14 protein-coding genes and 1 riboswitch are annotated in these 14,729 nt (G+C 72.7%); of the genes, 5 read left to right on the top strand and 9 right to left on the bottom strand.

From position 1 onward, the window contains the following. Positions 1-192: 192 nt before the first annotated feature. From AC07DA_RS07050 to AC07DA_RS07030, 5 genes are all read left to right on the top strand, one after another. Entirely contained in the window at positions 193-942 is a 750-nt protein-coding gene (locus AC07DA_RS07050; RefSeq protein ID WP_479125302.1) for an ABC transporter ATP-binding protein, read from the top strand. Beyond that, positions 924-2,846, top strand: coding sequence for a hypothetical protein (locus tag AC07DA_RS07045; RefSeq protein WP_479125300.1), 1,923 nt, complete (start codon positions 924-926; stop codon positions 2,844-2,846). Before AC07DA_RS07050 ends, AC07DA_RS07045 begins: the two co-directional genes overlap by 19 nt. A gap of 127 nt (positions 2,847-2,973) precedes the next feature. Further along, positions 2,974-3,381, top strand: coding sequence for a VOC family protein (locus AC07DA_RS07040; RefSeq protein ID WP_479125299.1), 408 nt, complete (start codon positions 2,974-2,976; stop codon positions 3,379-3,381). Between the two features lie 24 nt (positions 3,382-3,405). Then, complete coding sequence (locus AC07DA_RS07035) at positions 3,406-4,527, top strand: LOG family protein (protein ID WP_479125298.1); 1,122 nt, start codon at positions 3,406-3,408, stop codon at positions 4,525-4,527. Between the two features lie 147 nt (positions 4,528-4,674). After that, positions 4,675-5,406, top strand: coding sequence for an LAETG motif-containing sortase-dependent surface protein (locus AC07DA_RS07030; RefSeq protein ID WP_479125297.1), 732 nt, complete (start codon positions 4,675-4,677; stop codon positions 5,404-5,406). Between the two features lie 60 nt (positions 5,407-5,466). On the opposite strand, the gene AC07DA_RS07025 is transcribed toward AC07DA_RS07030, so the two are convergent. From AC07DA_RS07025 to pyrH, 9 genes are all read right to left on the bottom strand, one after another. After that, the gene (locus tag AC07DA_RS07025; RefSeq protein WP_479125295.1) at positions 5,467-6,264 is read right to left on the bottom strand and encodes a maleylpyruvate isomerase family mycothiol-dependent enzyme; all 798 of its coding nucleotides are present in this window, start codon (positions 6,262-6,264) and stop codon (positions 5,467-5,469) included. Between the two features lie 24 nt (positions 6,265-6,288). Then, positions 6,289-7,308, bottom strand: coding sequence for an ABC transporter ATP-binding protein (locus tag AC07DA_RS07020; protein WP_479125293.1), 1,020 nt, complete (start codon positions 7,306-7,308; stop codon positions 6,289-6,291). Then, positions 7,309-8,973, bottom strand: coding sequence for an ABC transporter permease (locus AC07DA_RS07015; protein ID WP_479125292.1), 1,665 nt, complete (start codon positions 8,971-8,973; stop codon positions 7,309-7,311). Beyond that, complete coding sequence (locus AC07DA_RS07010) at positions 8,949-9,986, bottom strand: thiamine ABC transporter substrate-binding protein (RefSeq protein WP_479125432.1); 1,038 nt, start codon at positions 9,984-9,986, stop codon at positions 8,949-8,951. The genes AC07DA_RS07015 and AC07DA_RS07010 overlap by 25 nt, the downstream gene beginning before the upstream one ends. Before the next feature lie 124 nt (positions 9,987-10,110). Then, positions 10,111-10,216: riboswitch (TPP riboswitch) on the bottom strand. Between the two features lie 24 nt (positions 10,217-10,240). After that, positions 10,241-11,347, bottom strand: coding sequence for a dual-specificity RNA methyltransferase RlmN (gene rlmN, locus AC07DA_RS07005; RefSeq protein WP_479125290.1), 1,107 nt, complete (start codon positions 11,345-11,347; stop codon positions 10,241-10,243). Between the two features lie 57 nt (positions 11,348-11,404). Continuing rightward, positions 11,405-11,854, bottom strand: a complete 450-nt coding sequence (locus AC07DA_RS07000; protein WP_479125289.1) for an SRPBCC family protein — start codon at positions 11,852-11,854, stop codon at positions 11,405-11,407. A 120-nt stretch (positions 11,855-11,974) separates the two neighbouring features. Beyond that, positions 11,975-13,126 carry a phosphatidate cytidylyltransferase gene (locus AC07DA_RS06995; protein ID WP_479125288.1) on the bottom strand — a complete coding sequence of 384 codons (1,152 nt, stop codon included), beginning with the start codon at positions 13,124-13,126 and terminating at the stop codon, positions 11,975-11,977. Continuing rightward, positions 13,126-13,683 carry a ribosome recycling factor gene (gene frr, locus AC07DA_RS06990; protein WP_006136598.1) on the bottom strand — a complete coding sequence of 186 codons (558 nt, stop codon included), beginning with the start codon at positions 13,681-13,683 and terminating at the stop codon, positions 13,126-13,128. Before frr ends, AC07DA_RS06995 begins: the two co-directional genes overlap by 1 nt. Positions 13,684-13,848: 165 nt before the next feature. Further along, a complete protein-coding gene (gene pyrH, locus AC07DA_RS06985) occupies positions 13,849-14,607 on the bottom strand; it encodes a UMP kinase (RefSeq protein ID WP_383325837.1) in 759 nt (252 codons plus the stop codon). Positions 14,608-14,729 lie beyond the last annotated feature (122 nt).

Here is a 14,729-nt window from a genome sequence, read left to right as displayed (position 1 = left end):
TCGTCTGCCTGGATGATCAACACCGGCCCCGGTGACGCCCGTTCGAGTGAGAAACGGCGGCCCGGGGCCGCGTGCTGTCCGGAGCCGGGCCGCTTTTCTGCCTAGCGTGCCCAGTGACCGATCGGCCCTGCCTTCGTTCCCCCGCACGGGGGATGGCACGGGAACTACGGATCTGAACCGAGGTGTACGCCCATGGAGGCCCCGCCGGACAACGACGTGCTCTGGGCACGTGCCCTGCACTTCCAGCACGACGACGGCTCGCCCGCGCTCTGCGGTGTCTCGCTCGGCGTCCGCGAGGGCGAGATCCTCGCCGTCAGCGGCCCGCGCGGCAGCGGGAAGACGACCCTGCTGCGGTGCCTGTCCGGCCTGGTGCCCGTGCGGCGCGGCGAGGTCTGGTTCAACAGCGTGCCCGTGCACACCATGGGCCCGCTCACCCGGGAACGGCTGCGCCGGGACCGCTTCGGCTGGATCGACCCGGCCCCCTCCCTGGTCCCGGAGCTCAACGCCTGGGAGAACACCGCCCTGCCGCTGATGCTGCGCGGCACCGGACGCCGTCGCGCCAAGACCACGGCCCTGGAGTGGCTGGAGCGCCTCGACATCGGCGACGGCGCCCGCAAGCGCCCGCACCAGCTGGTGCAGGCCGAGCGGCAGCGGGTCTGCATCGCCCGCGCGCTCGCCACCGCCCCGTCGGTGCTGTTCGCCGACGAGCCGACGGCTCCCCTGCACCGCGCCGACCGCTCCCACGTGCTGCGCACCCTCACCACGGCGGCCCGCTCCCACGGCATCACCGTGGTGCTGGCCACCCACGACCCGGAGACCGCGGCGCTCGCCGACCGCACGGTGTCGCTGCTCGACGGGCGGCGCGTGCAGACGGTGCACCTGCCGCCGGTCGCCGAGACCGCCGAGCCGGAAGGCCGGGCCGCGTGCTCGCTCTCCGTCTGACCCGCGGCGCCCACCCCGCCGTCCAGGTGCGCCGCCTCCTGGTCACGGCGGCCGCGGCGGGCACGAGCTTCCTGTTGCTGTGCGCCCTGGCGCACGCCCTCGGCCACCCCGGCGCCACCGGCGAGTCCGTGACGCGGCTGGCGTGGTGCGCGGCCCCGCTGGCCGCCACGATCTACTTCGCCGTCGCGGTGGCACGCACCGACCCGGCCACGAAACCCCGCCCCGGCCTCGCCGCGATCGGCCTCGGCCCGGTGCGGCTGATGGCCCTCTCGGCGGCCACGACGGCCCTGTCCTGCACGCTCGGCTCCATGCTGGCCCTGCTCGTGTTCCTGCACCTGCGGGGCGATCTGTCCGGCCTGCCCTTCGACGGGGCGGCCGCCGGGCCCCTGGCCTCGGGCCGGCCCCTGCCCCTGGCGGGCACGCTGACCCTGCTGGGGATCGTGCCCGTCGGCGCGTCGGCGGCCGTGGTGACGGTGCTCCGGCCGAGGGAGGCGGGACCGGCCGCGCCCCGGGCGTCCCGGACGTACGGCCGCTTCGGCGCGTACCGCCGCGAGAGCAGGCGCGAGACCTTCGGGGCGTACGGCCGGTTCGGACGGCAGATCGTCCGGCCCGCGCCCGGCCCCTCCGCCGACGCGGCGCCGCAGGGCGCACCTCCGCAGGCACGCACGGGCGAATCGGCCACGACGGCGACCGCCGCGGGCACCGGCACCGCCACTGGATCCGCTTCAGGGCCCACCTCCGACACCTCCGACGCGGAGCCCGGGTCCGACACAGGGTCCGGCTCCGGCGCAGGGTCCGGCTCCGGTGCGGGAACAGGCTCCGGCTCCGCTGCACGCTCCGGCTCCGGGGCGGCCTCCGGCTCCGGTGCAGGGCCCGGCTCCGGCGGCCCGGTGAGCGCGCTCGCGGACCCCCCGGCACGCGACGCGGTGAGCGCGGTGATCCCGTACGGCGACCCGGCGCGGCACCCGGCGCAGCCGGAACGCGGGGGCGCCGCCCGGCCGGCCGGTGACCCGGCCCCGCACACGGGGGAGCCCGGCCCGGGCAGCGACCACTCCGACGGCCCGTCCGCGGGCCGTGCCCCGGCCGCCGCTGCCGCCCCGGCCCGGCACCCGGCGACACCCGACCCGCGGACCGCCGCCCACGCCGCAGGGCGCCCGGACGGGCCGCACTCGGTGAGCGCGGCCCGAGCCGAGGGGACTCCCGCCCAGCGGTCCGCCCCGTACCCGGCCGCGGCGCGCGGCGCCGACGACCCCGCCGCCCTCGCGGCGGCCCTGCCGGAGACGCCCGTGCCCGGTGTCTCCCCCACCGCCGCTCCCACCGGTCTCCCCTGGGGCATCACCCTGCTGGCCGCGGGTCTCGCCGTGGAGACCTACACGAGCCGCACCGCCCCGGCCGCCCCCGACCTCACCTTCTCCGGCGCCTCCCCCGGCGTCCTGGCGGGCTGGGCCCTGGCCGCCGTCGGGCTGGCCCTGGCCGGACCGGGCCTGACGCACCTGTGCGGACTCCTCCTCCAGTCGGCCCGGCCCGGTGCCCTGCGGTTGCTGGCCGGTCGCGTCCTCATGGCGGAGGCCGGCCGCATCGGCCGCCCCCTGGGCGTCGTCAGCGCGGTGCTGTCGGCCGCGTGGGCCATGGTGCTGCTGCACGCCCCCGACGGTCTGTCCCTCGGCCCGCTCACCCTGCTCGGCGTGCTCCTGGTGACCGGCTGCACGGTGGGGACGCTGCTCACGGCCGCCGTCGAGGCACGGCAGGTACGCGCCGACACGACCAACGCGCTGCTGCGCCTGGGGGCCCCGGCGAGGATGCTGCGCGGCGCCGCCGCCCTGCGCGCGGGCGCACTGCTCGCCCTGTTCGGTCCGCTCACCCTGACGGTCGCCGAGCTGGCGGCCCTGCCCCTGGCACGCTGACCCGCCCGGCCCTCCCCCGGCGCCGTCGAGAAAACCCGTACGAAAAAAATCTCCGGACAGCGATGAGTCCGGCGCCTGTGCCCGGTCTAATCCCGCGTAACGACACGGACCCGTTGGGAGAGACCCCATGTACCAGCAGATGATCTTCGTGAACCTGTGCGTCAACGACCTCGGCGCCTCGAAGAAGTTCTTCACGGAGCTGGGCTACTCGATCAACGAGCAGTTCAGCGACGACTCGACCGCCTCCGTCGTGATCAGCGACACCATCGTCGTGATGGTGCACACGAAGGACAAGTACGCGCAGTTCACGAAGAAGCAGATCGCGGACGCGACGCAGACCAGCGAGGTGCTGATCGCGCTGAGCGCCGAGAGCCGCGAGAAGGTCGACGAGCTCGTGGACAAGGCGGTCGCCGCGGGCGGTTCCGTCAGCGGCGAGACCCAGGACCACGGCTTCATGTACGGCCGAGCCTTCGACGACCCGGACGGCCACACCTTCGAGGTCGTGTGGATGGACCCGTCGGCCGTCCAGGGCTGAGGGCCGCTGTGCCAGCATGGGCGGGTGCAGACGATGCCCGCCCATGCGGCCCACCATGACGACCGTGAGATAGAGACCCTCGCCGAGTTCGACGCGACCGTCTCGGCACGCGGCACGCTCGCCGGCTATCGCGTCCAGGCCGTCGACCTGACGGACCGCACGCGCGAGCTGCTCACCACGGACACGGCCGGCGCGATCTTCCTCGGCTGCGCGATGCGGGAGGACGCGGCCGTGAAGATCCGCGCCGACGGCGCCCTGGTCTTCCCGCCCGTCCCCGGCCTGCCCTTCGACCCGTACCGCGGTCTGCTCTACTCGCCGGACGAGTTGTTCGCGTCGCTGCCGGACGGCTACGAGGCCACGCCCGACGCCCGCGCCTACGCCTGGTTCCAGCGCACGAAGGCGGACGGCGACATCTACGCGTCCATGCTGCGCGCGGTCCACGACGACTCCGTCTCGGACGCCCTGGACGAACTGCTCACCGGCGCCCGGGTGGTGGGCGTGATGGGCGGCCACGCGATGGCCCGCGGCACCGAGGAGTACGCGGGCGCCGCCCGCCTCGGCCGGGAGCTGGCCCGGGCCGGCTTCACGGTCGCCACGGGCGGTGGCCCCGGCGCGATGGAGGCGGCGAACCTCGGGGCCTACGCCGCCCCGTTCGGCGCGGAGATGCTCGCCGAGTCCCTCGAACTGCTGGGCAAGGCACCGCACTTCACCCCGTCGATCACCCAGTGGGCGACGGCCGCCTTCGAGGTGCGCACCCGCTGGCCCCGGGGCGGGCGCTCGGTCGGCATCCCCACGTGGTTCTACGGCCACGAGCCGCCGAACGCCTTCGCCTCGCACATCGCCAAGTACTTCGCCAACGCCACCCGCGAGGACGGCCTGCTGGCCCGGTGCAACGCGGGTGTGGTGTTCCTGCCGGGCGCCGCCGGGACGGTACAGGAGATCTTCGACAACGCGACGCCCAACTACTACGAGTCCCGTGGCGAGCCGACGCCCATGGTGCTCGTGAACCGCTCCCACTGGACGGAGCGGCTGCCGGCGTGGCCGCTGCTCACATCGCTCGCCGGACAGCGGCCGATGGCGACGCGGATCGCGCTCGTCGACCGGATCGAAGAGGTGCCCGAGGCGTTGAAACGTCTCGGCGATTAATAAGCTGGCAAAGCAAGTGCTTGCAAGCTGCATATGCGTTGACACTACTTATGCGGCGCTTATAGACCTGTGAGCCTCCAGGTGGTGCTGATGTTCCGTCAACACCGCCGCCAACCCCCCGCATTACGCATCCTGTAAAGGACAAACGTGGCAGTTCTGTCCGTATCCCGCCGTACGGCCTCGCGCCGTACCGTCGCTCGCTCCCTGCGCGTCCTCGGTGTCGTCTCGGCCTCGGCCGCGCTCGCGCTCGGTGCCTCCGGCAACGCGCTCGCCTGCAACATCAACGAGTTCTCCGCCGAGGCGAAGTGCGACGGCGACAAGGGCGTCATCACCGTCACCGACGTGGACCCCGCCGGTGTCCCGGCCACGGTCACCGTCTACCTGCAGAACAACGGCGCCGACGCCAGGAAGGTCGGCGAGCAGGTCGTCAAGGGCTCGCGCGAGGGCACCACCATCACCTTCGCCGAGGACTGGAAGCCGAACGCGGAGTACCGCATCCACGTGAAGGCGACCCCGTACGTCGACGAGGACATCAAGCCGAACCTCGTCACCCCCGCCACGGCCTGCACGAAGGGGGAGGAGCCCCCGGCCTCGACCCCGCCGGCCACGCCGACCCCGTCGGCCCCGTCGACCCCGTCGGCCTCCCCGTCGAAGCCGGCCGAGGAGACCGGCACGCCCGCTCCGGAGCCGTCGCAGAGCGAGAGCACCACGCCGGCGGGCAACGCGCCCGCCCCGGCGGCCGGTGACTCGAACCTCGCCGAGACCGGTGCCGACTCCAACACCGGCGTCATCGCCGGCATCGCGGCGGCCCTGGTCGTCGCCGGTGGCGGTGCCGTGTTCTTCGGCATGCGCCGCCGCGGGGCGAAGAGCGACAGCTGACGCCCGCGCACCACGCGACGTGGCCCGTCCCCTGGACCAGAGGGCGGGCCACGCCCCTTCTCAGCCGAACGTGGCCCGCTCCAGCCAGAACTCCAGCACCTCCCGGTCTCCCAGCACCTCCAGCTCCGGTGCGTCCAGGGGCAGTCGGCGGTAGAAGGCGAGCAGCACGGAGGTGAGCGGTCCGCGCAGGGCGACGCCGGCCTTCTCGTGGCCCCGGCGCCAGGAGATACCGTCCTCGGTCAGCTCGATGAACCACTCCGCGTCCAGTCCGGGACCGGCGTCCGTGGCGTGCAGATGGATGCTGCGGCCCGGTCCGCGCAGTTCGCCCACCACGTCGTCCGGCGCGGTCCGCTGCACGTACCGCACGATCTGCAGCCACTCGTCGATCGCGTCGGCGGCCACGTCGGGCGCGACCGCGTAGGGCACTCCGGCGGCGAGTGCGGCGTCCGCGCGGTGCACGGTGATCTCGTGGGTCACCCGGCGGGCCCAGAACCCGGAGTTCAGGACCCCCGCCCAGCCCCACACGACGGCGTCCGGCCCGGCCTCCCGCAGGGCCGCGACGACCCGCTCACCGCTCAGGGCCAGCCATGCGTCCAGCGCCGCGGCGTCGCCGCGGGCCTCCGGTCCGGCGATCCCGGGCACCCGCTCCTCGGGCACCTCTTCCGCCGCCCGGGTCCGTACGATGACCTCCACCCAGCGCAGGGCACCGCCCAGATGCCGGACCAGGTCCTCCAGCGACCAGTCCGGACAGGTCGGCACGGTGCCCGACAGATCCGCGCCGGAGACCACCACCGCCCTCAACAGGCGTACCTGGTGGGCGATCTCGTCACAGTAGCGGTCATGCGCGAGCTGAGTCATGCCCGCACCCTAGGCCGCCGCCGATCAGTCGAGCACCACGATTTCGGCCGCGTCGAACTCCACCCCGACCTCGTCCCCCACCTCGGGCGCCGCCCGCAGCGCGCACGCCGCCTCCAGGCGCGGGGCGTCCCCGGGCTTCAGGTGGACGGCGACGTGGGTGCCGCGGAAGGTGCGTGCGGCCACCGTGCAGCGCAGTCCGGCTTCGGCGGGCACCAGGCGCACCCCGGCGGGCCGCACGAGCAGCGTCCGCGTGCCCTGCGGCGCGCCCTCGGGCACCGGCACCTTGCCCCACGGCGTGTCCGCCGCCCCCGCGCCGACCGTCGCCCCGACGACGTTGTCGAAGCCGAGGAAGCGGGCCACGAACGCGTCGGCGGGCCGCTGCCACACCTCAAGGGGCGTGCCGGACTGGGCGATCCGCCCGTCCCGCATCACCACGACCCGGTCGGCGAGCGCGAAGGCCTCCCCCTGGTCGTGCGTGACGGCGAGCACGGTGGTGCCCAACCGCCCGAAGAGCTCCTTCAGTTCGACGACCAGCCGCTCCCGCAGCGACCGGTCCAGCTGGCCGAGGGGCTCGTCCAGCATCAGCAGCCGCGGACTCGGCGCCAGGGCCCGGGCCAGCGCGACCCGCTGCTGCTCCCCGCCGGACAGCGCGGCGACGGACCGCCGCCCGGCGTCCGGCAGCCCCACGAGGTCCAGCAACTCCCGTACGCGCTCGGCCTGGTGGCGCTTGGACGTCCCGTGCATGCGCAGGCCGAAGGCGACGTTGCCGGCCACGTCCCGCTGCGGGAAGAGCTGGTGGTCCTGGAACATCAGCCCGACGCCCCGCCGGTGCGCGGGCACGCCCGCCTGGTCGCGCCCGTCGAGCGAGACCCGCCCGGAGTCGAGCGGCTGCAGCCCCGCGACCACCCGCAGCAGCGTCGACTTGCCGCTGCCGCTCGGCCCCAGCACGCACACGACCTCGTGCTCGGCGACGTCCAGGTCGACGGCGTCCAGCACGGCCCGCCCGCCGAAACGGACCGTCGCGCCCTCCAGCCTCAGCAGCATTCAGAACTCCCCGGTCCGGTCCGTCCGCAGTCTCTCCAGCACCAGCAGGGCCACCGCGCACACCACCATCAGAATCGTCGACAGGGCCATCGCCTGCCCGTAGTTGAGGTCGCCGGGCCGTCCCAGCAGCCGGGCCACGGCCACCGGCAGCGTCGGGTTGTCGGGCCGCGCGATGAACACGGTCGCCCCGAACTCCCCGAGCGAGACCGCGAAGGCGAACCCGGCCGCGATCAGCAGCGCCCGCCGTACGAGCGGCAGGTCCACCTCCCGCCACACCCGCCAGGGCGAGGCCCCGAGCACCGCGGCCGCCTCCCGCAGCCGGGTGTCCACGGCCCGCAGCACCGGCAGCATGGTCCGCACCACGAACGGCACCCCGACCAGCGCCTGCGCGAGCGGCACCAGGATCCATGCCGACCGCAGATCCAGCGGCGGCTCGTCCAGGGCGATCAGGAAGCCGAACCCGACGGTCACCGCCGACACCCCGAGCGGCAGCATCAGCAGCGCGTCGAAGCCGCGCACGAACCGCCCGGCGTCCCGGCGGGTGAGCGCCACGGCGGCCAGGCCGCCGATCACCACGGCGATGAGCGTGGCGGCCACGGCGTACGACAGGGAGTTGCCGATCGCCTCGATCGGCGGGACCAGGAACACGCCCCCGTCCTCGCGGGTCAGCGCCCGGTAGTAGCCGAGGCCCGGCGCGTCCAGCGACCGCTGCACCAGCACGGCGAGCGGCAGCAGGAGCAGCAGGACGACGGTGGCGAGGACCCCGCCCAGCAGCGCCCACTGCGCGGCGCCGCGCGGCCGGCGCGCGGTCGCGGACGGGTCCACCAGGCGCAGCGCGCTCTCGCGCCGCCGTACGGTCCAGGCGTGCAGGACGAGGATGGCGCCCACCGCGGCGAACTGGATCAGCGTCAGCACGGCCGCCGTGGACAGGTCGAAGATCTCGGAGGTCTGCCGGTAGATCTCCACCTCCAGGGTGGCGAAGGTGGGCCCGCCGAGGATCTGGACGACACCGAAGGAGGTGAAGGTGAACAGGAAGACCATGAGCGCGGCGGCGGCCACGGCCGGGGCGAGGGCCGGCAGGGTGACCTGCCGCCAGGCCCGCGCGCGGGACGCGCCGAGCATCCGCGCGGCCTCCTCCTGCCGCGGATCGAGCTGCGCCCACAGCCCCCCGACCGTCCGTACGACGACCGCGTAGTTGAAGAACACGTGCGCCAGCAGGATCGCCCACACGGTGGTGTCCAGCCGTACGCCCCACAGCTCGTCGAGCAGTCCCCCGCGCCCGACCAGCGCCAGGAACGCCGTACCGACGACGACCGTGGGCAGCACGAACGGCACGGTCACGACCGCCCGCAGCACCTGCTTGCCCGGGAACGCCAGGCGCGCGAAGACGTACGCGCCGGGGAGCGCCAGCAGCAGCGTGAGGGCGGTGGAGACGATCGCCTGCCAGGTGGTGAACCACAGGACGTGCCGGACGTCGGACTGCGCCAGCACCTCCCCGATCCGCCCGGGGTGCCAGGCCCCGTCGGCCTTCAGACCGCGCGCGACGATCGCGGCGACGGGGTAGGCGAAGAAGACCGCGAAGAACGCGACGGGCACGGCCAGCAGCCCGAGCCGCGCCGCCGCGCCCCGCGTCCGGCCGGTCACTTCAGGACGAGCGAGGTCCACGACTTGACCCACTGGTCACGGTGGTCGGCGATCCGCGCCGGGTCCATGGTCTCCGGGGCCTTCGCCTGGGGACCGTACGTGACGAACTCGGGTGGCACCTGGGCGTCCTCGGTCACCGGGTAGACGAACATGTTGAGCGGCATGTCCTCCTGGAACCTCTTGCTGATGAGGAAGTCGAGGAGGGCCTTTCCGCCCTCGGCGTTCTTCGCGTTGCTCAGCAGTCCGGCGTACTCGACCTGCCGGAAGCAGGTGCCCTCGGCCACCCCGGTCGGGGCGGTGCCCGGCCTCGGGTCGGCGAAGACCACCTCGGCGGGCGGCGAGGAGGCGTACGACACGACGAGCGGCCGGTCGCCCTTGGCCTTCTTCCCGCCGGCCGAACCGGAGAACTCCTCGTTGTAGGCCTGCTCCCAGCCGTCGACGACCTTCACGCCGTTGGCCTTGAGCTTCAGCCAGTAGCCCTCCCACCCGTCCTCCCCGTAGCGCGCGGCGGTGCCGAGCAGGAAGCCGAGGCCGGGCGAGGACGAGGAGGCGTTCTCGGTGACCAGCAGGTTCTTGTACGCGGGCTTGACCAGGTCGTCGAAGCTCCGCGGCGGCCGCAGACCGCGGTCGGCGAAGTACTTCTTGTCGTAGTTGACGCAGATGTCGCCGGTGTCGACGGGTGTGACCCGGTGCTTGTCCCGGTCGACCCGGTACTCGGCCTTGATCCGCTCGGATCCCTTGGCCTGGTACGGCTGGAACAGACCGTTGTCGAGGGCGCGGGACAGCAGGGTGTTGTCGACGCCGAAGAAGACGTCGCCCTGCGGGTTGTCCTTGGTCAGGATGGCCTTGTTGACGGCCTGCCCGGCGTCGCCGTCCTCCAGGACGCGGACCTTGTAGCCGGACTGCTTCTCGAAGGCCGCGATGACGTCCTTGGACGCGGCCCACGAGTCGTGGCTGACGAGCGTCACGGTCTTGGAGCCGCCGGACTCCTCGTCGCCGCCGGACGAGCCGCACGCGACGAGCGTGCCGGCCATGCCGAGCGCGACGGCCACCGCCGTCAGCCGCTTTCGGTTGATGTCCACTGGATTCCTCCTGGGGTGACCAGGAGAAGACGCGGCCCCGCCCGGGACTTCCGAGGTCCCGGGCAGGGCGCAACAGCTCGAGTGATGACCGATCTCCCTACCCAGAATGACCTGGGCCAGGTTCGGAGGGTCTGCGGCCGGTGCCGCACTCTCAGCGCTGTGGCGCTCCCCTGTCGGAATATGCAGATGTTCTTACGACGGTCAGACTACCGTTCGGTGGCCGCGAGCTGACCACACGCCCCGTCGATCTCCTGACCACGGGTGTCCCGGATCGTCACCGGCACACCGTGCGCGGCGATGGCCTCGACGAACGCCTTCTCGTCCTCCGGCCGGGAGGCCGTCCACTTCGACCCGGGCGTCGGGTTCAGCGGGATGAGGTTGACGTGCACGGGCCTGCCCTTGAGCATCCGGCCGAGCCGGTCACCGCGCCAGGCCTGGTCGTTGATGTCCCGGATCAGCGCGTACTCGATGGACAGCCGGCGCCCGGACCTGGCGCTGTACTCGAAACCGGCGTCCAGCACCTCGCGCACCTTCCAGCGCGTGTTCACGGGCACGAGGGTGTCGCGCAGCTCGTCGTCCGGGGCGTGCAGCGAGATGGCGAGGCGGCACTTGAAGCCCTCGTCGGAGAACCGGTGGATGGCCGGGACGAGCCCGACCGTCGAGACGGTGATCCCGCGCTGGGAGAGCCCCAAACCGTCGGGCTCGGGGTCGGTGAGCCGCCGGATGGCGCCGACGACCCGGTTGTAGTTCGCGAGGGGCTCGCCCATGCCCATGAACACGATGTTGCTGAGCCGCGCCGGACCGCCGGGGACCTCGCCGTCCCGCAGGGCGCGCATCCCGTCCACGATCTGGTGCACGATCTCGGCGGTGGACAGGTTCCGGTCCAGACCCGCCTGCCCCGTCGCACAGAACGGGCAGTTCATCCCGCACCCGGCCTGCGAGCTGATGCACATGGTCACCCGGTCCGGGTAGCGCATCAGCACGGACTCGACGAGCGTCCCGTCGAACAGCCGCCACAGCGTCTTGCGCGTGGTGCCCTGGTCGGTCGACAGGTGCCGCACGACGGTCATCAGCTCGGGCAGCAGCGCCTCCCGCAACCGTCCGCGGGACCCGGCCGGGATGTCGGTCCACTGCTCCGGATCGTGCGCGTACCGCGCGAAGTAGTGCTGCGAGAGCTGCTTGGCGCGAAACGGCTTCTCCCCGACAGCGGCGACGGCCTCCCTGCGCTCGGCAGGAGTGAGGTCGGCGAGATGCCGCGGCGGCTTCTTGGCTCCGCGGGGGGCGACGAAAGTGAGTTCTCCGGGCTTAGGCATGGCTGTACCAGTGTCGCAGATCGAATCGGGTGACCCGCGGCACCGGGAGCGCCGGCCCTATCCGCCCGTGTGCTCCAGCCGGTCCTTCAGGAGCTGCTCGTTGCGCGGGAGCTCCTTGCGGACCTGGGGGCGGACGACGAGCGGGACCAGGACCTTGCCGACGCCGTGGCCCTCGAAGTCGACGGCGATCGTGACGTGGGAGGGGCGCCCCTCGTCGAACGGCTCGACCTCGCCGTGCACCCGGGCCCGGACCGGGCCGTCGACCCCGCGCATGCCCCAGCTGTGCGGCGGGTCGTACTCGGTGACCTCCATGGTCATCGGCATGACGCGGCGGCCGACGTGGCGCGTGACGCGGACCCGGGTGCCGACGCCGACGGGCCCTTCGTCGAGGCGCTCCGCGGACACGGCGCTCAACTGCCACTCCGGCATCTTCTCCGCGTCCGTGACGTAGTCGTAGACGTCCTCGGCACGGCAGTCGACATCGACGGTTGGTGTGATGGCGGTCATGATGGCCCCCTCGGGGAGGTACACCTGCATCGTCCCACCGGGGTTCCCGGCGGCTCCGGGACTGCGGCGAGCCCCCGTCCGGTGCCGGACGGGGGCTCGCCCCAGGAAGACCGGTTCCGCTCAGCCGGAGCCGACGAAGAGGACCAGCAGCAGCCACACGACCGGAGCGGTCGGCAGCAGCGAGTCGAGCCGGTCCATGATGCCGCCGTGGCCCGGCAGCAGCGTGCCCATGTCCTTGATGCCGAGGTCCCGCTTGATCATGGACTCGCCTAGGTCGCCGAGCGTGGCGCTGACCGCGACCGCCAGGCCGAGGACCAGCCCCTGCCACCAGGCGCCGTCGTCGATGAGGAACTGCATGCACAGCGCGCCGACGACCATGGCGAAGGAGACCGCCCCGGCCAGGCCCTCGCGGGTCTTGCCGGGGCTGATGCGCGGCGCGAGCTTGGTCCGGCCGAAGCGCCAGCCGACGGCGTAGGCCCCGGTGTCGCTGACGACGGTGAGCAGCAGGAAGGTGAGCACCCGCTGCGGCCCGTCGTCGGCGGTCAGCATCATCGCGACGAAGGTCGCGAGGAACGGCACGTAGAACGCCGCGAAGACACCGGCCGTGACGTCCCGGAGGTAGTTCTCGGGCGGTTCCGTCATGCGCCAGACGAGTACGGCCAGGGCCGTGAGCGCCATCGCCACCCAGGCGCCCTCCGCGCCCCGGACGTACCCGGCGACGACCATCGCGGCGCCGCCGAGCGCGAGCGGCACGAGCGGTGCCCGGATGCCCTTGCGCTCGTCGAGCCGCTTGGTCAGCTCCCACAGGCCCACCACCACGGCGACCGCGACGACCCCGACGAACACGGCCTTGACGATGAACAGCGAGGCGACGATCACCGCGCCGAGCCCGACGCCGACCCCTATCGCGGCACTGAGGTCGCGACCCGCGTTCTTCTTCTGCGGCTTGGGAGCCGGCTGTGCGGCGTCGGGCATGTGCTCCGGGTTCGTCTCGTTGCGGACCGGGGGGCCGCTCGGCGGAGCGGCCCCCCGGTCGTCGTCCTGGTTTCCGCCGTGTGCGGCTACGTCGGGCACGATGGGCATGGGGCGAGTGTGAGGCGCTTGGTGCGCATCGTATGCGGGACCCGCCGGGACGGGCCCCCGGACGTGCCCGTGGCCGTACCCCTGCACGGGCCCCCGGCCGTGACCCTGCGCGGGTCCGTGGCCGTGCCCTTGGTCGGTGGGACCCCAGTACCCGGCCGGTGGCGGCGCCCCCCAGGAAGAGTCGTTCATCAGACCTCGAGCAGCTCCGCTTCCTTGTGCTTCAGGAGCTCGTCCACCTGCGCGACGTACTTCGCGGTGGTGTCGTCGAGCTCCTTCTCCGCACGGCGGCCCTCGTCCTCGCCGACCTCGCCGTCCTTGATCAGCTTGTCGATGGCTTCCTTGGCCTTGCGGCGCACGGAGCGGATCGAGATCTTCGCGTCCTCGCCCTTGCCCTTGGCGACCTTGATGTACTCGCGGCGGCGCTCCTCGGTCAGCTCGGGGAACACCACCCGGATGATGTTGCCGTCGTTGCTGGGGTTGACGCCCAGGTCGGAGTCGCGGATGGCCTGCTCGATGTTGCGCAGCGCGCTCTTGTCGAACGGCGTGACCACGGCCATGCGCGGCTCGGGCACGGAGAACGAGGCCAGCTGGTTGATCGGCGTCGGCGCGCCGTAGTAGTCGGCCACGATCTTGTTGAACATCGCCGGGTGCGCACGGCCGGTGCGGATCGCGGCGAAGTCCTCCTTGGCGACCACGACGGCCTTCTCCATCTTCTCCTCGGCCTCGAGGAGGGTCTCTTCGATCACCACTTGCTCCTGCGTGTCTTGAGTAGGCCCGGCTGCGGTTCCATGTGGGGCGGCGGCCGGCTGCGTCGCGTCTTCTTCCTGCACGGTTCCCGACCGGCAGGACATTGTCCATCCCCCGGCCCGGCTCCGTCCCGTCCGTCCCCCGGACGGGGTTGGTGCGGTGTCTCAGTCCCGGCTGCCGGGTTCCCCCACCAGCGTGCCGATCTTCTCACCCTTGACGGCGCGCGCGATGTTGCCCTCCGCGAGCAGCTCGAAGACCACGATCGGGAGCTTGTTGTCGCGGCACAGCGTCACGGCCGTGGCGTCGGCGACCTTCAGGTCGCGGGTGATGACCTCGCCGTAGCCGAGGTGGTCGAACTTCACGGCGTCCGGGTTGGTCTTCGGGTCGGAGTCGTAGACCCCGTCCACGCCGTTCTTGCCCATCAGCAGCGCCTCGGCGTCGATCTCCAGGGCGCGCTGGGCGGCGGTGGTGTCGGTGGAGAAGTAGGGCATGCCCATACCGGCGCCGAAGATCACCACGCGGCCCTTCTCCAGGTGCCGCACGGCGCGCAGCGGGATGTACGGCTCGGCGACCTGGCCCATGGTGATGGCGGTCTGCACGCGGCAGTCCACGCCGACCTTCTCCAGGAAGTCCTGCAGGGCGAGGCAGTTCATGACCGTGCCGAGCATGCCCATGTAGTCGGATCGGGCCCGGTCCATGCCGCGCTGCTGCAGTTCGGCGCCGCGGAAGAAGTTGCCGCCGCCGATGACGACCGCGATCTGCGCTCCGTCGCGCACGACGGCCGCGATCTCGCGGGCGATCTTGTGCACCACGTCGGGGTCGACGCCCAGGCCCCCACCGCCGGAGAAGGCCTCTCCGGACAGCTTCAGCAGAAACCGGCCGCGTACTTTGCCGTCGTCGCTCTTCTGGGCCTTGGTGGTCATGGGGGATCCCGCCTCTTTCACGTGGTGCACATGCGAGGAAGGCCATTGCCGGTGGGGTGTGTTTCGCATCCCATACGGCAATGGCCTCCTCGTCAGATCTGCTGTCGTCCGCCACCCCTGTG

The sequence above is a fragment of the Streptomyces sp. NPDC044921 genome (assembly GCF_056432865.1).
The sequence above is the reverse complement of the archived record's forward strand: the minus strand, read 5'-3'. Positions and strand labels throughout refer to the sequence as shown.